We start from the raw sequence: 17,236 nt of genomic DNA, 5'->3' as shown, positions 1-17,236 counted from the left end.
GCCCGCCGCCGATCAGGCAGCGAGCATCTTGGTGTATTGTTCGCGCAAGCTCTTCTTATCGATCTTTTGCGTGCCAAGGCGTGGGAGAACTTCGTCCGTCACCCAGATATGTTCGACCAATGGCACCTTGAAGGGGGCGATGCGCGACAGCAGAAATTCGCGCAAAGCGCCCGCTTCCATGGGATCGCGGCCTTCTTTCACGCGGAAAATCGCTGCGGGCACTTCGCCCATACGCTCATCCGGCAGGCCAAAGACCGAGCATTCGGCAATGTCGCTATGCGCGTAGATCGCATCTTCCACTTCGATGCAGGTGATGTTCTCACCGCCGCGGATGATAATGTCCTTCTTGCGGTCGACGATATAGAGATAGCCGTCTTCATCGAGATAGCCGAGATCGCCAGTGCGGAAGAATTGATCGTCGGTGAAGGCGGCTTTGGTTGCTTCTTCGTTGTTCCAATAGCCTTTGAAATTGGCAACCGATCGGATGCAAACCTCTGCGACTTTGCCTTGGGCCACTTCATTGCCGTCATCATCAAGGATGGCGACTTCGACCAGTGGCTGCGATGCTTTGCCGGTCGAGCCTGGCTTCGCGAGATAGTTTTCGTTGAAATTGCCGCAGCCAACCGCGTTGGTTTCGGTGAGGCCATAACCCAGCAGCGGGAAGCCTTTCGGGAACGCCTCTTTGATCCGCGTCACATGCTCAACCGGACGCGGCGCGCCACCTGCTGCAAAACTGCGGCATTGGCTCAGGTCATATTGATCGCGATTGGGATGCGTCGCCATCTCATAGCTCATCAGCGGCACGCCAACGAAGTATGTGACTTTCTCTACGTCCATAAGGCGCAAAGCTTCTTCCGCATTCCATTTCGGCATCAACACCAGCTTGCGCGCAATGGCATAGCTTTGCAGGAACAAAGGCACTTCGCCGGTCACATGGAACAGCGGCACGGCGACCAACGCACATGGCTGGGCGCTGACGTCTTCGCCTTGGCTTTCCAGCAAGACCTTGGCCATCGCGCTTTGGCTGACATAGCTCATGACGCCGGCGACAACGCCGCGATGATCAGAGTAGGCGCCTTTGGAATTACCAGTGGAGCCTGAGGTGTAAAGGATCGTTGCCAGATCATCAGCTGTAAGCTGCCCCAGCATCTGCATCGCAACCGAAGTCGACGGATCAGCGGGTGCCTTCCAAACATTGGCGAGCCCTTCTGCCGGCGCATTGTGATCGATCATCACCAATGTTGCGCCATGCTCTGTTCCCTCGAGCCGCGCTGCGCGGCCTGCATCGGCCAGCACCAGTTTGCACTCAGCAAGACGCACGCCATAAGCAAGCTCGTCCCCGCCCCAGAAACCATTGAGCAATGTCGCACAACCGCCGGCCATGACAATGCCCATATAGGCGATCATCCAGTTGGCAGAATTGCGCGCCGCAATCCCGACCCGGTCGCCTTTTTGGAGGCCATGATCAGCGACAAGGCCCTCTGCCACGCAAACGGCAGCAGCATAGGTTTGACCAAAGGTCAGTCGGATATCGCCGTCGACGATGAACGGCACATCCTTATGCTCGTTGCAGAAATGCGCGAAGTAATGCGCCAGCGTTGGCGGAGCGACAGTAAAGGCGGGCATCGAAACCCCGCCAATCTCATACGGCGTTGTATGAAACGGCTGACCTTCTTTGGTCATTTCCGTCATGATCGCTTCTAGTGCAGTGTCCAACTGACTGGGCATGCGCGTCTCTCTCCTTCATCTCACCCGCGGCTGCAGGTGGTTCTATCCCATTTGCCACCACCTAAGATGCAGCAGCCTGAATTCATGCTGGCTCATGCGAAGGCTTTCCCCAAGCCCAGCGCTGTGCCACAAGCCTTGCCAAACAACGCAATGCGGTGCTGGGCGTTCCGGCTAATCCGCGTTTACTAAGAGGTTCATCACGTGCTGTCACTACTTGCTGCAAGCGGCGGCGTTGCAGATCCGATTTACTGGTCCGATCTGGGCATGAAACCCTATCTGTTCGATCTTGGCGGGTTTCAACTCCGGTACTACTCACTCGCCTATCTGATCGGCGTGATCTTTGCCTATTGGCACACGTCAAAAGCGCTCAAAACCCCCGGCGCTCCGATGGCTCAGCGCCATGCAGACGACCTGTTCTTCTACTGCACCTTGGGTGTGATTTTGGGCGGGCGTTTGGGTTACGCCGCGTTTTACACTGGCGGCGACACTGGCATCCCAAGCGCCTTTACCGATTTCTCCGGCGATGGTTTCGTTTCTTGGAAGCTGCTGCGCATGTGGGATGGCGGTATGAGCTTTCATGGTGGGCTCGTGGGCGTTGTCGCTGCGATCGTCTTTGTGACAATGCGCAACAAGCTAAATTTCCTGCGCGTTTGTGACTATGTCGCGGTGAGTGTTCCCATGGGCATGTTGCTCGGACGGCTTGCGAACTTCAACAATGGTGAGCTGTGGGGCCGTGCGACAGATGTGCCCTGGGGTATGGTCTTCCCTGATGGCCGAGCAGGCGATGTAGTGCGTCACCCAAGCCAGCTCTATCAGGCCGGGCTCGAAGGGCTGGCACTGCTGGTGATCCTACTCTTGCTCTTTTGGAAGACCAATGCGCGCTATCGTCCTGGTCTGCTCGTGGGCGTATTCACCATGGGAATGGGCGCGGCGCGGGTCTTTAACGAATTTTTCCGTGAACCCGATGCACAATTGGCTGACTTTGCAGTGCGAACCGGATTATCAATGGGGCAATGGCTATCACTACCGCTGATACTGATTGGATTGATTGTCACGATTTACGCCGTGACGAGGAAACCCGTGGGCACCGGAGCAAATCCGGCGGCGGCCTAGGATCGATCACGCTCAAAGTTGAACGGTGCAGCCCGCTGCGCCTGATTGAACCGGACGGGAGCGAGACGCTAATCCCGCTCGAACCTGCGCCTACGAGAGACGGCAAAGCGTCTGAACAAAAGCGCGCGGCGGCAATGGCAGCTGAGCAAGCGAAGCTGAAAGCAGAGGCGGAAGCCCACGCCAGGGCAGCAGCTGAAGAGCAAGCCCGTAAGGACGCTGAAGAAAAGACGCGGCGGGAGGCTGCTGAGAAAGCCGAAAAAGAAGCGCAGGAGAAGGCTCGCAAAGAGGCCGAAGCTGAAGCGCGCGCGAAAGCTGAAGCTGAGGAGAAGGCGAAGCTTGAAGCCGAGGCCAAAGCCAAGCGAGAGGCGGAGGAGAAAGCTCGTCGTGAAGCTGAGGCGAAGAAGGCCGCCGAAGAGAAGGCGCGCTTAGCGGCAGAAGCCAAGGCCCAAAAGGAAGCGGAAGCCAAAGCCAAACGCGAAGCAGAGGAGAAAGTGCGCAAAGAGGCCGCTGCTAAAGCGAAGAAAGAGGCCGAGGAAAAGGCCAAGCGCGAGGCGGCTGAAAAAGCCAAACGTGAAGCCGAAGCGAAAGCCGCCGCAGAAAAGAAAGCAAAAGAAGAAGCGGCTGCAAAGGCTAAGGCCGAGGCTGAGGCAAAGGCCAAGAAGGAAGCTGAGGCCAAAGCCAAGAAGGCAGCTGCGGACAAGGCCAAGAAAGAAGCGGCAGCCAAGAAGGCTGCCGAAGCCAAAGCCAAAGCCGAGGCCGAAGAAAAGGCGCGCAAAGAAGCCGAAGCGCTAGCCGCCAAAAAGAAGGCTGAAGAAGAGGCTGCCGCAGTCAAGAAAAAAGCCGAAGAGGAGGCCAAGGCCAAGGCAGAAGCGGAGGCAAAAGCCAAAGCTGAAGAGCAGGCCGCGCAGGAAGCTGCTATGGCCGAAGCAGCTAAGGCGAAAGACCTTGGCAAGACCTTCCGCCGCCTCATCCGCGAAACTGGGCCGATAAGCCTTGCGCAGTATATGGCGGAGAGCAATGCGCGCTATTACGCCAGCCGTGACCCCTTAGGCGAAGAGGCCGATTTCATCACCGCGCCCGAAGTCAGCCAAATGTTTGGCGAGCTAATTGGTCTGTGGTTTGCTGATCTCTGGGTCAAAATGGGCGCACGCAAACACATCCACTATGTAGAGCTGGGTCCCGGACGCGGAACGCTGGCCAAGGACGCTTTGCGCACCGCAGCGCGCTACGACTTTGATCCCCAAATCCACTTTGTCGAAGGTTCGCCTGCGCTTCGCAAAATTCAGAAAGAAGCGTTCCCGAACGTCACCCATCACCATGACATTTCCACCCTGCCCGATGATGCACCGCTGCTGATCGTTGCAAATGAGTTTTTTGACGCCTTGCCGGTCCACCAGCTCGTGCGCTCCGCGATAGGTTGGCATGAACGTATGATTGGGTTGGAGGGCGATGACCTAGTTTTCGTCGCAGGTGATAAGCCGATGGAGTCGATCGTCCCCAAAAGCTGGAGAAGTGCCTCGCAAGGCACGATGATCGAAACCAGCGCTGCGGCGAGCGCGGTCATGGGTGAGATCGCACAACGGCTGAAAGAACAAGGCGGGGCTGCGCTAATCATCGATTACGGCCCAATGGAACTGCGCGCAGGGTCAACCCTGCAAGCAATCCGCGCCCACGAAAAGGTCGATCCCCTTGCTTATCCGGGCGAAGCGGACCTCACATCTCACGTGGACTTTGAGCTGCTCCAGACCGTCGCTACCAATCACGGGGCCGATGTGATGGGATTGGAGATGCAGGGCGATTGGCTGCGATCTATGGGTATCGAAACCCGGCATGAGGCGCTGGTGCGCAAGAACCCCAAGGAAGAAGCCAAATTGAAACGGCAGCTCGATCGCTTGATCGAGGACGGCCAAATGGGTGTTCTGTTCAAAGTGCTCGGCGTTTGCGGGCGGCGCTGGCCGATTGGCGTGGGGTTTGAAGAGTAACCCTTCCTCTCATTTTCGCGTATCAATGAATATGAAGTCAGGAGAACTGCCATGTTTGCGCGTTTGAGTTTGGGCCTTTTCACAGTGCTAAGCGCCGCTTTCCTGAGCGCAGTTCCCGCATATGCTGCGGATTCCATTTCGGGCCGATGGGTCACAGAAGATCGCGATGCCGTGGTCGAGATTAAGCGCTGTGGCAGTGTGACATGCGGCACAATTGCGCGCTTCCTCGTAATCCCTCCCGATGGTGCGGATCAGCGCGACATCAACAATCCTGAGACGCGCCTGCGCACCCGCCGCCTGCTTGGCCTGCCGATCCTCACCAACTTCCGCGAAGACGATGATTTGTGGCGCGGCCAGATTTACGATCCGAATTCAGGCCGTACCTATCGCTCGGTCGTGCGCCGCACTGGCCCCAACACATTAGAGGTGAAGGGCTGCATCGGCCCGTTTTGCCAATCGCAAACGTGGCGCAAAGCGAGGTGACTCTAGAGGCCGATCTTCTCCGCCAGCTGCTCAGCCGCCTCTTTCGGAGAAAGTTTGCCTTCGCCTTCACGGTCGACAGCGAAATTTGCCTCGCGCATGACCTCAACCGATATCGCACCGATTAAGGGTTCGAGCGCGCGGGCGATGCCTTCATCCTCTGCAATGCGCGGGGACATCATCAGCATAGCATCATAGCTTGGAAGAGCCTCGCGCGGGTCTTCTAGCACCACCAGCCGGTCAGCTGCGATCCGCCCATCCGAAGTGTAGGCGCTGATCACATCCGCCTCGCCTGAACGCAGCGCGTTGTACATGAAGGTGGGCGAAAAATTGCGCGTTCCGCCAAAGCGCATACCATATGCATCGCGCACCGAAATCCATTCAGGCCGCTCAAAAAACTCAGGATCGCCGCCAACTGTCAATTGCGGACCGACAGGCACCAAGTCTTCCAGCGAGGTGACACCCAGTTCTTCTGCGCGGTCTTCCCGCATGGCAAAAGCATAAGCGTTTTCGAAACCCAGCCGGCCCAGCACGCGAACGCCGGTGTTTTCGCGCTCCCATTCAACGATGGTGTCATACATCGCCTCGCGTCCAGGATTGCCTGTGCGCTCCAGCTCATTGGTCCAGATCGTGCCGGTATAATCGACCGAGATATCAATGCTCGAAGAGGCAACCGCGCTGTGCACCACCGCAGAGCCGAGCCCGTCGCGATATTCAACCGAATAGCCCGCAGCCTCAAGCCGCGAACCGATCAACTGGGCAAGGATGTACTGCTCTGAAAATTGCTTTGACGCGATGACAATAGTGTCCTCATCGTCTCCGCCCGACTGGTATGCGAGCGCAGCGATGACGCCCAGCCCTACTGCTGCCAAGCTGGTACCCCACTGCCAGCGATTGCGCTTGGCAAAGCCGTTTTCAACCAAGCCCAGCAGTGCATCGACAACCAATGCCAGCCCCGCACTCGCAATGCAGCCCGCCACGACCAACGCCCAGTTCTGGGTTTGCAGCCCGGCAAAGATCGGGTCGCCCAAGCTAGGTTGGCCGATAGTGGTGGAAAGCGTGGCAGCACCGATGGTCCAGACGCTGGCAGTGCGAATACCTGCCATCACGAATGGGGCGGCAAGCGGGGCTTCGACCAGAGTGAGTTTTTGCCAGCTTGTCATTCCCACACCGTCCGCCGCTTCAAGCACGCCGGGATCAAGATTGGCCTGCGCGGTCACTGCGTTGCGCAGGATCGGCAGCAGAGCATAGAGCGCCAGTGCAAGCAGCGCTGGCAGGAAGCCGAGCGTTGGCAAGTCTTCGCCAAACACCGCCCGCAAGGATAGCAGGATCGGGAAGAACAGCGCGAGGAGGGCTAGCGCAGGGATGGTTTGGACAAGGCTTGCGAAACCAAGAGCAAAACGCGCCACGGTGTGAGACCGGCTTGCCCAAACCGCCAAAGGCAATGCGACCAGAATGCCAAGACCAATTGCGCTGGCCGCTAGCACGATATGGGCTGCAAATTTGTCACCCAGACCCAGAAGGATTTCGAAGATCTCGCCCATTAGGAACCGCGCTCCATAAGCGCCAATCGCTCGGCTTGCTGGCGCGGCACGGCGACCAGACCTTGTGCGATTTCCCCGCCTGCCCCTTCGAGCAGTGCGCGCGGCGTTTCGTCGGCGACCAATTCGCCAAAGCTCATCACCATCACACGGTCGGCGAGAAGCAATGCCTCTGCCATGTCGTGCGTGACCATAATCGTGGTGAGGCCGAGCTTTTCATGCAGCTCGCGCACTTTTTCACCCAGCGCATCACGTGTGATCGGGTCCAATGCGCCAAAGGGTTCGTCCATGATCAGCAGTTCGGGATCACCGGCAAGAGCACGGGCCACGCCTACGCGTTGGCGCTGTCCACCGGACAGTTCATCGGGCATGCGGCTGGCCATTTCGGGTTCGAGTTCAACCAGGTCAAGCAATTCAGCGATGCGTTTGTCAGGCAGTTTCTCGCCCGCAAGTCGTGGTCCCACCGCGATATTTTCTCCCACGCTGAAATGCGGGAACAGGCCGATGCCCTGAAAGACGTAGCCAACCCGGCGGCGCAGGGTCGAAGGCTTGAACCCTGTCACATCCTCCCCGCCAAACAGCACCCGGCCTGCACTGGGCGCAACCAATGTGTTGACCATTTTTAGAAGGGTTGATTTGCCTGAACCAGACGAGCCTACCAAAGCCACAAAGCTGCCGGCATTAATGGTGCAGGACACACCGCCCACGGCAACCACTTCGCCATAACGGCGCTCAGCTCCCTCAAATGTCAAAATGGGTTCGGCAGCATTTTCAGGTGAAGCAGTGATGGAAAATGGGTCCTTGAGAAGCTTAGCCGATAACACCAGCCTAGAGCGCATTTGGCTCAAGGCCAAGGGCTGCCTCAAGCTGCTTTAGTCCGCGATGCTCTACCCGGTAATTCTGTGTTCGGGCACGCTGATTGACGTGCGCAGTCCCTCTTCGCGCCAATCATTCTCAATTGATCCACCCAATTGATGCTCGATCGACATCTTTACGAGGCGCGAGCCAAAGCCGTTTTCTTGAGGAGGTTCAGCAGCGGGGCCGTCGCTCTCGGTCCATTGGATGACGACATTCCCATTGTCCTTTGAGATTGCGACATCGACCTTCCCTTCGGAAGCCGACAAGGCGCCATATTTTGCTGAATTGGTCGCAAGTTCATGGAACACCAAAGCCAGCGGCGTGGCGGCGCGCGGGGTTAGAGTGATGCTGTCATCGCCGGTGATGCTAACGCCGCTTTGCCCAGGCACGCCATAGGGTGTCATCAACACCGTAAGCAGGCCGATAAGGCTCGCCTCATCAGCAGTATCGGCATGCAATGCGTATTCCTGCGCCCGGGAAAGCGCGCGAATGTGCCGTGTCAGTGTTTCGCCAAAACTCTTCAGCTCAGGGTCTTGCCCCGCATGCAGCGTGACGAGGCCATTGATGACGGAGAACACATTCTTGATCCGGTGCGCCAGCTCGCCTGCAAGCAGTTCGCGCTCTTGCGAAATGCTGTAGCGGTCATGGATGTCGGTCAGTGTCCCAAACCATCGCGCGGTCGTGGGATCATCAGAGGACGGAACGGCGCGCGAGATCACCCAGCGATAGGATCCATCGGCTTGCCGCAGACGCCATTCATCTTCAAAAAAGCTAGCCGTTTCGAGCGCTTCTCCAAATTTATCTAGTGAGGCTTCGAAATCCTCAGGATGGATCACGGCGCGCCAGTCGTCGATTGTCTTGCAAGCAGACGCGCCGGTGACTTCGGTGAAGCGCGCGTTGAAGTAGTCCCACACCGGGCCAGGCGCTGCGGACCATGCAATATCGGGCACACTGTTGAGCATGGATCGCATGCGCTGTGCACTCTCGCGCAGTTCCACATTCGCCTGCCGGTGAGCGTGCAGGCGGCGCATCACAGCCTCTGCCAGAACGCCTAAGCCTTCGCGTTGAAACTCGCTTAGGTCGGTGTCGCGCGAGACACTGTCGGTAATGCACAAAGCGCCCAGCGGCGCCCCTTCGGCTGAGACTAACGGCGCGCCGACATAATAACGCAGATGCGTATCACCTGTGACCAGCGCAAAATCGGCAAAACGCGCATCTTTGCTCGCATCGAGCACTTCGAGAATATCGTGGCCCAGCATTGTATGCGCGCAGAAACTGGTCGAACGCGGCGTCTCAGAAACGTCCAGCCCTTCGCTTGCGATGAAGCGCTGCCTTTCAGCATCGACCAGACTAATCGCAGCGCTACGAGCGCCCAGCAATTGTGCTGCAAACCGCGTGATCCGTGCAAGTTCGGGATCGCCTTCGAGTGTTTCTGCCTCGAAACTGGCGAGAGCGACGAGCCGTTCTTCCTCACTAAAGCCATGCGTTTCGCACGCATCTTCAGTGGACCAGATTTGAGGCTCAGAAAGGTTCAGCGGATCGCTCCATGCTCAGTTACGCCAGAGTTATCCCGTGGCAAACAATACAGTACCATAGCTCGGGGTCAAACCGAGTGCCGGGATTATTGGCGAAATGCAATATAACTTGCTAAAGCGCGCAACAATCGAAGCGTCCAGCGCTTCTCCTCTCCGTCTTAGCAGAAAGACCTGATCCATGCGCGCCACCCCTGATTTCGACTTTCAACTAGGCGAGAGCGCTGAAATGATTCGCGACAGCGTTGCGCGGTTTGCTGATGAGCAGATCATGCCATTAGCGGACAAGATCGACCGCGAAGACTATTTCCCGCAAGCCGAATTGTGGGCCCAGATGGGCGAACTTGGGCTGCACGGTATCACCGTTGACGAGGCCGATGGCGGGCTGGGGCTTGGCTATTTGGAGCACGTAATTGCAGTCGAAGAAGTCAGCCGCGCCAGTGCGTCGCTGGGCCTCTCCTATGGCGCGCATTCTAACCTGTGCATCAATCAGATCCGCCGCTGGGGCAATGAGGAGCAAAAGGCAAAGTACCTGCCCGGCCTGATCTCTGGCGAGCATGTCGGCAGCCTCGCCATGAGTGAGGCTTCTGCCGGGTCAGATGTGGTTTCCATGAAGCTGAAGGCCGAGGCTGTTCAGGGTGGCTATGTTCTCAACGGCACCAAGTTCTGGATCACCAATGCGACCTTTGCCGACACGTTGGTGGTCTATGCCAAGACTGACGGCCAAGCAGGTTCGCGCGGGATCACGGCGTTCCTGATTGAAAAGGGCGATGAAGGCTTTTCCATCGGTCAAAAAATCGAGAAAGTCGGCATGCGCGGCTCGCCCACCGCAGAATTGGTGTTTGACGATTGCCACATTCCCGAAGACCGCATCATGGGCCCGGTCAATGGCGGCGTGGGCGTTTTGATGAGCGGTTTAGACTATGAGCGTGTGGTGCTCGCAGGGCTTCAGCTTGGTATCATGCAGGCCTGCCTCGACACGGTCATTCCTTACCTTCGCGAGCGCAAGCAGTTCGGCAAACCCATCGGCTCTTTCCAGCTGATGCAGGCCAAGGTCGCGGATATGTATGTCGCGCTGCAATCGGCGCGCGCTTACACCTATGCGGTGGCGAAAGCATGCGATGCCGGCCAGACCACACGCTTTGATGCGGCGGGCGTAATCCTGCTCTCTAGCGAAAATGCGTTCCGCGTCGCAGCCGAGAGCGTGCAGGCTTTGGGCGGCGCAGGCTACACGCTCGACTGGCCGGTGGAGCGCTATATGCGCGATGCCAAGCTGCTTGATATTGGCGCCGGCACGAATGAGATTCGCCGGATGCTGATCGGGCGCGAATTGATCGGGGCGGCGGGGTGAGCGTTGTTCGCCCCCAACCGCAAGGATCAATAGACCTCGCGGATGCCGATCTGAAGGATGCGCGAGAGATCATGCGCGTGTTTCTGCCCGAAGGCGAGCCCATCCATGGCGGGATATTCATTGATCCACCAGCTGATTTCCAGCCCTTTGGCTTTGGCATTCTGCTCGCCGATTTGGCCACCCACGCAGCCTATGCCTACGCTCACAAATTTGAGATAGAGGACGTCGACAGTCTGAAAGAGGCTATTGTAGCGGGACTTCAAGCCGAGCTCGAAAACCCCACTGATACGCCCGGCCCCGCTTCTAACTGATTGGAACCGCAGCAATGCCCGTCTACATGATCTCTCGCATGACCATCCATGACCGTGCCGAGTATGACAAATACGAAGCGCGCTTCATGGAAATCTTCGAGAAATTTGAAGGCAAAATGCTCAGCGTTGACGAAGATCCTCAAATTGTGGGCGGCGAGTGGAACGCCACTCGCAGCGTGCTGATTGAATTTCCTGACAAGCCCAAATTGTTCGCGTGGCTGACATCACCCGAATATCAGGAAATCGGCAAATTTCGCGATGCTGGCAGCACGGCTGAGGCGATCATTGTGAAGGGCTTAGAGCCCGGCGACATTCCCGGCACCTAATGCCCACAATCGCCAAGATTATCTGGACTGTCGGTTTCCTGATTGGGACCATCACCCATACGCTCGATATCTTTCATGGCGGCTGGTTGCCTTATGATTTTCGCCCGTTGCCATGGAATGTCTATTGGACCAGCCTGGTGTTCCTCGACCCACTCGCCGCGATGTTGATCTGGGCGAAGGAGCGATTGGGCGTGGTGCTTGGCGTTTTGATCATGGCGTCGAACGTGCTGGTGAATGGCTACACCGCCTTTGTCGCAGGATACGAAGAGTTCTATTTCAGCCTCACCCTGCAAAGCATCTTTGCAGCCTTTGTCTTTTTCGCCGCATGGGAGCATTGGCGTCAGGATCGAACAGGAGAAAAGGGATGATGGGAACGTCGATCTGGCTGTGGCTGTCGGGACTAGTCATGGTGTTTGTCGCAATCGCCCATTCAACCGGCGGGGCGAGTACGGTGCTGGGGCCGATCCTCGCGCAGGGGAATCCGCATCCTGACATGGAGATCGCGCCTGCTCTGCTGCGCTATCTTTGGCATGCCATTTCCGCCTTTATGATCGCGAGTGCGGTCACGATCGTGTGGCCGGACACTCCGCGCGGGCTTATCATCGTGATAGGATTGTTCTGGATCGCGCTGGGCCTCGCGGATATCGCAACCTCTCATTTTAAACATCCCGGCTGGATACCCATGGGAATCGCCGGCGTATTGGCACTTATTGGGGCATATAAATGACCGCACCCGTTCTCACTTCCAAACTCGACCGCGAAGACCCGCAGGCGAAGGCGCGCGCTGAACACAACAAAACGCTTGTCAGTGACTTGCGGGCGAGTGTGGCTGAGGCTGCTCTTGGCGGATCCGAGCGCAGCCGCGAGCGGCATGTTTCACGCGGCAAACTCCTCCCACGCGAGCGGGTGGAGCGGCTGCTTGATCCGGGTTCACCCTTCCTTGAGGTCGGCCAGCTTGCTGCCAACGGCATGTATGAAGGGGATATCAATGGTGCGTCGCTGATTTGCGGAATCGGGCGGGTGTCAGGTCGCCAAGTGATGATCGTGTGCAATGATGCGACGGTCAAAGGCGGCACGTACTATCCCATGACGGTGAAGAAGCACCTTCGCGCACAGGAAATCGCGCAGGAAAACCGTCTGCCCTGCATCTATCTGGTCGATAGTGGCGGTGCGAACCTGCCGCATCAGGCGGAGGTGTTTCCAGACCGCGATCACTTTGGCCGCATCTTCTTCAACCAAGCCAAAATGTCAGCCCTCGGCATCCCGCAGATCGCCTGTGTCATGGGAAGCTGCACCGCAGGCGGCGCCTATGTGCCCGCCATGTCGGACGAGACCGTGATCGTCCGCAACCAGGGCACCATCTTCCTTGCTGGCCCTCCGCTGGTGAAGGCCGCGACGGGTGAAGAGATCACTGCCGAAGACCTAGGCGGCGGTGACCTTCATGCCAAGAAATCGGGCGTGGTCGATCACTTGGCCGAGAATGACGAGCACGCGCTCACCATTGTGCGCGATATCGTTTCGCAGCTCGGCGCAAACACCGATGCTGCCAAGGATATTGCGCTCAAAGACCCGCGCCCGCCCAAGTTTGACGCCGATGACCTCTATTCGATCATTCCGGACGATGTGCGGGCGCCCTATGACGTCAAAGAGGTCATCGCCCGGCTTGTCGATGGGAGCGTGTTCCACGAGTTCAAAGCGCATTATGGCAGCACGCTTGTCTGCGGCTTTGCGCATATCTGGGGAATGCCTGTCGCGATCCTCGCCAATAATGGTGTGCTGTTTTCTGAGAGCGCTCAGAAAGGCGCGCACTTTATCGAGCTCGCCTGCCAGCGCCGCATTCCGCTGCTGTTTTTGCAAAACATCTCCGGCTTTATGGTCGGCGGGAAGTATGAAGCGGAAGGCATCGCCAAACATGGCGCGAAGCTTGTCACCGCTGTCGCCACCGCAACCGTGCCCAAGATCACCGTAGTGATTGGCGGAAGCTTTGGCGCGGGCAATTACGGCATGGCGGGCCGCGCTTATTCGCCGCGCTTCCTCTTCACCTGGCCCAATGCGCGCATTTCGGTGATGGGCGGTGAGCAAGCCGCCAGCGTCCTCGCCACAGTCCACCGCGATGCTGACAAGTGGTCGGACGAAGAGGCGGAAGAATTCAAAGCCCCAATCCGCCAGAAATACGAAGACGAAGGCAATCCCTACTACGCCACCGCGCGTCTGTGGGATGACGGCGTGATCGACCCGGTGCAGACCCGCGACGTGCTGGGGCTGGCCTTCGCGGCGACGCTAGAGGCTCCGATCGCTGAGCGGCCCGCATTTGGTGTGTTTAGGATGTGATGATGTCAGACGTTCCATTAGACATCGTTCATGTGCCGGCCTTGGTTGCCGTCCTGCTCAACAAAGAGCGAGAGAAAGGCAGCCCGCTGACTGAGGCTGAAGTGATTCATATCCGCGATACCTCAGAAGCCATCGCGATGACCCGAGAACAGCACTTGGCTGTTACAGAGGGGCGAGGGTACTTAGATATCGACCCTGAAAATGTGTGGGAAGCGTGGCGGGACGCCCGCAAGGACTTCGAGGCTACTGAGTAAATCCTTCGCCCCTTTGCTTTCGTAGCTGTTAGACCTTACCTATCGGGAAGCGCGGCCTTGGGAGAGAGAACGCTTGCAACATAATGAAACTCGCAATGTCGGCTTGCTGTCGCGGATTGTGAACCGGATCATCCTGTTTTTCTACTGGCTCAAAGGCTGGCGGATTGTTGAGCGCTTTCCCAAGGATGTGAAGAAGTGCATTATCGCGGGCGCTCCGCATACCTCGAACTGGGATTTCGTCTTTTTCGCTGGCGCCACCAAAGAAGAAAAAGTGCAGCCTAACTTCATGGGTAAGCACACGCTATTCCAAGGCGTCATGCGTAACTTTATGCTCGATATGGGCGGCATTGCGGTTGACCGTCGCAAGGCGGGCGGCACGATCCAGCAACTCAAAGAAGAGTACGACCGCCGCAGCGAGCTAAATTTAGTCATGGCCTGTGAAGGCACGCGCAAATCAGACGGAAAGTGGAAATCGGGCTTTTACAATATTGCGAAAGCGGCCGGTGTCCCGATCGTGCTCGCCTATGCGGATAATGCGAAGAAGACGATCGGTTTTAGCGAGCCGATGATGCCGAGCGGCAATTACGGCGAAGACCTGCTTAAGATTGCTGAGTGGTTCCGCTCCAAAATCCCCGACCTGGAACGCTACAAGGTGCTCGAGCAGCAAGCGCGTGACATAATTGCGGGTAAGAACGACATTTAGGTCCGTCTTACGCGACACTTCGTCGAAAATTGCCAAACTATGCCTTTAAGACCGGACGAATCCCTCCTAAATAGCGATCAATCAGGAGGCCCCACCCCATGCCGTTGAGCGAAGAGACACGCAAAGCTGAGCGCGAACGGATCGCCCAGATGGTGCTTGATCTGGTGCGTGAGCGTGGTGCGGAAATCTCCTATGTTGCCGCTCAGACCGAAAGCGGATTGTCACGCAGCCGGTTTGAATGGCTGTTCCCCGACTATGACGATCTGTTCGATGCCATCGCGCAGGTTTGGCTGGCACCGCACATGCAGGTAATGGAGGAGGTTTTAAACGCTGACCTCCCACCCAATCGCAAAATGTACGAATTCATCCGTCGGCGCTTTGTTATTTCGCGCGAGCGATTTGATGCCGACCCTGAATATTTCACAATGATCTGCGAAATGGGCGCGGCGAATTTTGAGCGCGTGCGTTCCTATGTTGACCTGGCTGACCATTATTTGGCTGAGCTGATTGTGCAGGCTCAGGCGGACGGCTATTTTGCAGGGCTTGAGATTGATGAGGCGCTGTCATTGGTCAATCAAATGATTGGCAATTACACTTTGCCAGATGCGCTGATCTATCTGGGTGACAAGCTGACCGAGGAAAAACTGGCGCGGATCATCGACACGATCTTTATCGGATTGTCGGGTGAAACAGGCTTGTCAGCAGGCGGCGTCAACACAATCCGCGTGGCGTCTCCGGCGCAATAGCCTAGCGCGGCGATTACGGGCGCTTATCGTTCGAGTCGCGCCTGAACTGCAGCACATTGGCAGGAAGCTTTGGTTTGGGTTGCGCTCGGCGTTTTTCGGATAGCGCGTAACGAAAACTTGCCCCGACCATCACTGCGCTTACCACCAAAATCAAACCTGCCCAGAACCAGTGCGGCAGGAACAAGGCAGCCTCCATTTGGCCCGTATCAGACAGCATTTGCTGACCATTGATCACGCCTTGTTCGGTGAAGAGATAGTTGAAATCGCGCAGCATGCTCAATGCCCCGAGCAGGCCCAGGAATTGCAGCGCAAAGCGGACGATGCCTGGCGACGCTTTCCACGCGATCAGCGCAATTCCCAGCGCGGTTAGGGGGAGCACAGCGAATCCAACTGCAGAACGCACATAGATGATAACCGAGGCGAAGATAACGCCGGACATCACCCACAAGGTTGGCCGCCAAAGCCGCTCATGCGCGCTGGTGAGGATAAGCGCAGCGCCCACCACGCTCGGTGCCAACGGGCCGCCAGCAGCAATCGCTGCTTGGGAGAAAGGGGAAAGATCACTCTCAACCCGGCTTTCAGCTACGCCTGAGCCATCGGCGAAAATCCGCAATTGCTCAAAATCCTGACCCAGCATCAGCGCGGTCATGCCGTGGCCCATCTCATGAAACCAAGTGGTCAGGATCATGAAGGGATAGACGAGGTAATTGCCCAGCGGCAGCGAGGGCAGGGCGATGACGATAAAGCCTGCCAATATTAGCCGCCCGACCTGCTCCGCCTGGCTTCCCGGTTTGACAAGCGATTGCATCTAATCAGCCATCGCTCTCAGCAAGGCGGGCGACCGCATCGGGATCGCGCGCTTTGCCATCGGGGCCGATGCGCGCTGCATAGCGGGACGCGGCCTCTTCATCTTCTGCACGGTGTTCTTGCAAGATGCCCCAGCTGGCCAAGAATAGGCCGGCGACCAACGGCCCCAGCACAATGCCAGAGAAACCGAGCAGCGAAATGCCGCCAAGCGTTGTCACCAAAATGATCCAGTCAGGAATGCCGGTGTCGCGGCCCACCAAAACGGGGCGCAGCACATTGTCGACCGAGCTAATGATGATGAAGCCTGCGCCAAGCACGAATACGCCCTGCCAGACCTCTCCGACCACCAGCAACCAGATCCCTGCGGGCGCCCAGACAAGCGCGGTGCCGACGGCTGGGATCAGAGCAAGAATGCTCATCAAAACGCCCAGAAGCAATGGTGATGGCACGCCAGCGATTGCCAGCATAATGCCGCCCAACGTGCCTTGAACCAGACCCACAACGCCTGACCCTTTAATCACCGCACGCACGATACCCAGGAAGCGTTCTGCCAAACGGTCGGCAATGTCGCGCTCAATCGGGGCGGAGTGCAGGATCGTCTCTCCAATGCGCGAACCGTCGCGCAGCAGGAAGAACAGGACATAAAGGCCGATAGAAAAGCTTAGGACAAAGCCCAATGCGCCGCTGCCAATGGAAAGCGCCTGATTGGCAATAATGCCCGCGCTTTCGCCTAGGATGCCTTGCAGATTATCCTGAATGTTTGAGACGTCGGTCCAGCCATTGTCGCTAACGAATTGCTGCACACTGGCTGGCACCATTGAATAAAAGCTGTCGAACCAGGCGCGTACATCAATTGGGTTTTCGCGCAGGTCATTAACAACGCCTAGCGTCTCTCCCACGACGATTGACCCAATCCAAAGCGCGGGTAAGAGCACCGCGACAAAGATCACCAGCAGCGTCAGCGATGCCGCAAGATTGCGTCGCCCGCGCATTTTTCTGAGCGACCATTTGTACAGCGGCTGGAACATAATCGCCGCCAGCGCTGCCCACATGACCGGGCCGACAAAGGGCCACGTGACCCATACAAACAGGATCGAAACCACTGCAAGCAGGAGCAGAAAGCTCCAGTGTTCGAGGACTGTTGTGTCGTTGGGTTCTGCTTCTGACATGGCC

18 protein-coding genes are annotated in these 17,236 nt (G+C 57.5%); 12 read left to right on the top strand and 6 right to left on the bottom strand.

Features of this window, described 5'->3' with window-relative positions; genetic code table 11:
- Window positions 1-12: 12 nt before the first annotated feature.
- Window positions 13-1,728, bottom strand: a complete 1,716-nt coding sequence (locus AC0V6N_RS12625; RefSeq protein WP_486171898.1) for a class I adenylate-forming enzyme family protein — start codon at window positions 1,726-1,728, stop codon at window positions 13-15.
- Window positions 1,729-1,929: 201 nt separating this feature from the next.
- Between AC0V6N_RS12625 and lgt the strand changes: the two genes are divergently transcribed.
- The 3 genes from lgt to AC0V6N_RS12610 are packed head-to-tail and all read left to right on the top strand — an operon-like array spanning window position 1,930 to window position 5,306.
- Window positions 1,930-2,841, top strand: coding sequence for a prolipoprotein diacylglyceryl transferase (gene lgt / locus AC0V6N_RS12620; RefSeq protein WP_486171897.1), 912 nt, complete (start codon window positions 1,930-1,932; stop codon window positions 2,839-2,841).
- Entirely contained in the window at window positions 2,742-4,823 is a 2,082-nt protein-coding gene (locus tag AC0V6N_RS12615) for a class I SAM-dependent methyltransferase (protein WP_486171896.1), read from the top strand. The genes lgt and AC0V6N_RS12615 overlap by 100 nt, the downstream gene beginning before the upstream one ends.
- A gap of 51 nt (window positions 4,824-4,874) precedes the next feature.
- Window positions 4,875-5,306: a DUF2147 domain-containing protein gene (locus tag AC0V6N_RS12610; protein WP_486171895.1), complete on the top strand. Its 432-nt coding sequence runs from the start codon at window positions 4,875-4,877 to the stop codon at window positions 5,304-5,306.
- 2 nt (window positions 5,307-5,308) lie between these two features.
- Here AC0V6N_RS12610 and AC0V6N_RS12605 read toward each other — a convergent pair whose 3' ends face one another.
- The 3 genes from AC0V6N_RS12605 to AC0V6N_RS12595 form a co-directional block, all read right to left on the bottom strand.
- Entirely contained in the window at window positions 5,309-6,847 is a 1,539-nt protein-coding gene (locus tag AC0V6N_RS12605; RefSeq protein WP_486171894.1) for an ABC transporter permease/substrate-binding protein, read from the bottom strand.
- Window positions 6,847-7,596: an ATP-binding cassette domain-containing protein gene (locus AC0V6N_RS12600; protein ID WP_486171893.1), complete on the bottom strand. Its 750-nt coding sequence runs from the start codon at window positions 7,594-7,596 to the stop codon at window positions 6,847-6,849. Before AC0V6N_RS12600 ends, AC0V6N_RS12605 begins: the two co-directional genes overlap by 1 nt.
- A gap of 135 nt (window positions 7,597-7,731) precedes the next feature.
- Window positions 7,732-9,216, bottom strand: coding sequence for a sensor histidine kinase (locus tag AC0V6N_RS12595; protein ID WP_486172487.1), 1,485 nt, complete (start codon window positions 9,214-9,216; stop codon window positions 7,732-7,734).
- A gap of 199 nt (window positions 9,217-9,415) precedes the next feature.
- Between AC0V6N_RS12595 and AC0V6N_RS12590 the strand changes: the two genes are divergently transcribed.
- The 9 genes from AC0V6N_RS12590 (at window position 9,416) to AC0V6N_RS12550 (ending at window position 15,256) form a co-directional block, all read left to right on the top strand.
- Window positions 9,416-10,585 carry an acyl-CoA dehydrogenase family protein gene (locus AC0V6N_RS12590; RefSeq protein WP_486171892.1) on the top strand — a complete coding sequence of 390 codons (1,170 nt, stop codon included), beginning with the start codon at window positions 9,416-9,418 and terminating at the stop codon, window positions 10,583-10,585.
- Entirely contained in the window at window positions 10,582-10,896 is a 315-nt protein-coding gene (locus AC0V6N_RS12585; protein WP_486171891.1) for a DUF5076 domain-containing protein, read from the top strand. Before AC0V6N_RS12590 ends, AC0V6N_RS12585 begins: the two co-directional genes overlap by 4 nt.
- A 14-nt stretch (window positions 10,897-10,910) precedes the next feature.
- Window positions 10,911-11,222: a DUF1330 domain-containing protein gene (locus tag AC0V6N_RS12580; RefSeq protein ID WP_486171890.1), complete on the top strand. Its 312-nt coding sequence runs from the start codon at window positions 10,911-10,913 to the stop codon at window positions 11,220-11,222.
- On the top strand, window positions 11,222-11,590 hold the full coding sequence (locus AC0V6N_RS12575) for a hypothetical protein (RefSeq protein WP_486171889.1): 369 nt from the start codon (window positions 11,222-11,224) through the stop codon (window positions 11,588-11,590). The genes AC0V6N_RS12580 and AC0V6N_RS12575 overlap by 1 nt, the downstream gene beginning before the upstream one ends.
- A complete protein-coding gene (locus tag AC0V6N_RS12570; RefSeq protein ID WP_486171888.1) occupies window positions 11,587-11,949 on the top strand; it encodes a hypothetical protein in 363 nt (120 codons plus the stop codon). The genes AC0V6N_RS12575 and AC0V6N_RS12570 overlap by 4 nt, the downstream gene beginning before the upstream one ends.
- The gene (locus AC0V6N_RS12565; RefSeq protein WP_486171887.1) at window positions 11,946-13,553 is read left to right on the top strand and encodes a carboxyl transferase domain-containing protein; all 1,608 of its coding nucleotides are present in this window, start codon (window positions 11,946-11,948) and stop codon (window positions 13,551-13,553) included. The genes AC0V6N_RS12570 and AC0V6N_RS12565 overlap by 4 nt, the downstream gene beginning before the upstream one ends.
- Window positions 13,553-13,807 carry a hypothetical protein gene (locus AC0V6N_RS12560; RefSeq protein ID WP_486171886.1) on the top strand — a complete coding sequence of 85 codons (255 nt, stop codon included), beginning with the start codon at window positions 13,553-13,555 and terminating at the stop codon, window positions 13,805-13,807. Before AC0V6N_RS12565 ends, AC0V6N_RS12560 begins: the two co-directional genes overlap by 1 nt.
- 73 nt (window positions 13,808-13,880) lie before the next feature.
- The gene (locus tag AC0V6N_RS12555) at window positions 13,881-14,510 is read left to right on the top strand and encodes a lysophospholipid acyltransferase family protein (protein ID WP_486171885.1); all 630 of its coding nucleotides are present in this window, start codon (window positions 13,881-13,883) and stop codon (window positions 14,508-14,510) included.
- 98 nt (window positions 14,511-14,608) lie between these two features.
- Entirely contained in the window at window positions 14,609-15,256 is a 648-nt protein-coding gene (locus AC0V6N_RS12550; RefSeq protein ID WP_486171884.1) for a hypothetical protein, read from the top strand.
- Between the two features lie 13 nt (window positions 15,257-15,269).
- Here AC0V6N_RS12550 and AC0V6N_RS12545 read toward each other — a convergent pair whose 3' ends face one another.
- Both AC0V6N_RS12545 and AC0V6N_RS12540 read right to left on the bottom strand, forming a co-directional pair.
- Entirely contained in the window at window positions 15,270-16,064 is a 795-nt protein-coding gene (locus AC0V6N_RS12545; protein ID WP_486171883.1) for a M50 family metallopeptidase, read from the bottom strand.
- A gap of 4 nt (window positions 16,065-16,068) precedes the next feature.
- Entirely contained in the window at window positions 16,069-17,232 is a 1,164-nt protein-coding gene (locus AC0V6N_RS12540) for an AI-2E family transporter (protein WP_486171882.1), read from the bottom strand.
- Window positions 17,233-17,236: the final 4 nt, after the last annotated feature.

This window comes from Erythrobacter sp. S57(2025) (assembly GCF_057365055.1).
Note: the sequence above shows the minus strand (reverse complement) of the source record. Positions and strands in the feature narration are given on the sequence as shown.

Bases quoted from the DNA above. Each gene is read 5' to 3' on its own strand.
- AC0V6N_RS12625 (WP_486171898.1), bottom strand. From the start codon at position 1,728: ATGCCCAGTCAGTTGGACACTGCACTAGAAGCGATCATGACGGAAATG.
- AC0V6N_RS12615 (WP_486171896.1), top strand. From the start codon at position 2,742: ATGGCTATCACTACCGCTGATACTGATTGGATTGATTGTCACGATTTA.
- AC0V6N_RS12610 (WP_486171895.1), top strand. From the start codon at position 4,875: ATGTTTGCGCGTTTGAGTTTGGGCCTTTTCACAGTGCTAAGCGCCGCT.
- AC0V6N_RS12605 (WP_486171894.1), bottom strand. From the start codon at position 6,847: ATGGGCGAGATCTTCGAAATCCTTCTGGGTCTGGGTGACAAATTTGCA.
- AC0V6N_RS12590 (WP_486171892.1), top strand. From the start codon at position 9,416: ATGCGCGCCACCCCTGATTTCGACTTTCAACTAGGCGAGAGCGCTGAA.
- AC0V6N_RS12580 (WP_486171890.1), top strand. From the start codon at position 10,911: ATGCCCGTCTACATGATCTCTCGCATGACCATCCATGACCGTGCCGAG.
- AC0V6N_RS12575 (WP_486171889.1), top strand. From the start codon at position 11,222: ATGCCCACAATCGCCAAGATTATCTGGACTGTCGGTTTCCTGATTGGG.
- AC0V6N_RS12570 (WP_486171888.1), top strand. From the start codon at position 11,587: ATGATGGGAACGTCGATCTGGCTGTGGCTGTCGGGACTAGTCATGGTG.
- AC0V6N_RS12565 (WP_486171887.1), top strand. From the start codon at position 11,946: ATGACCGCACCCGTTCTCACTTCCAAACTCGACCGCGAAGACCCGCAG.
- AC0V6N_RS12560 (WP_486171886.1), top strand. From the start codon at position 13,553: ATGATGTCAGACGTTCCATTAGACATCGTTCATGTGCCGGCCTTGGTT.
- AC0V6N_RS12550 (WP_486171884.1), top strand. From the start codon at position 14,609: ATGCCGTTGAGCGAAGAGACACGCAAAGCTGAGCGCGAACGGATCGCC.
- AC0V6N_RS12545 (WP_486171883.1), bottom strand. From the start codon at position 16,064: ATGCAATCGCTTGTCAAACCGGGAAGCCAGGCGGAGCAGGTCGGGCGG.
- AC0V6N_RS12540 (WP_486171882.1), bottom strand. From the start codon at position 17,232: ATGTCAGAAGCAGAACCCAACGACACAACAGTCCTCGAACACTGGAGC.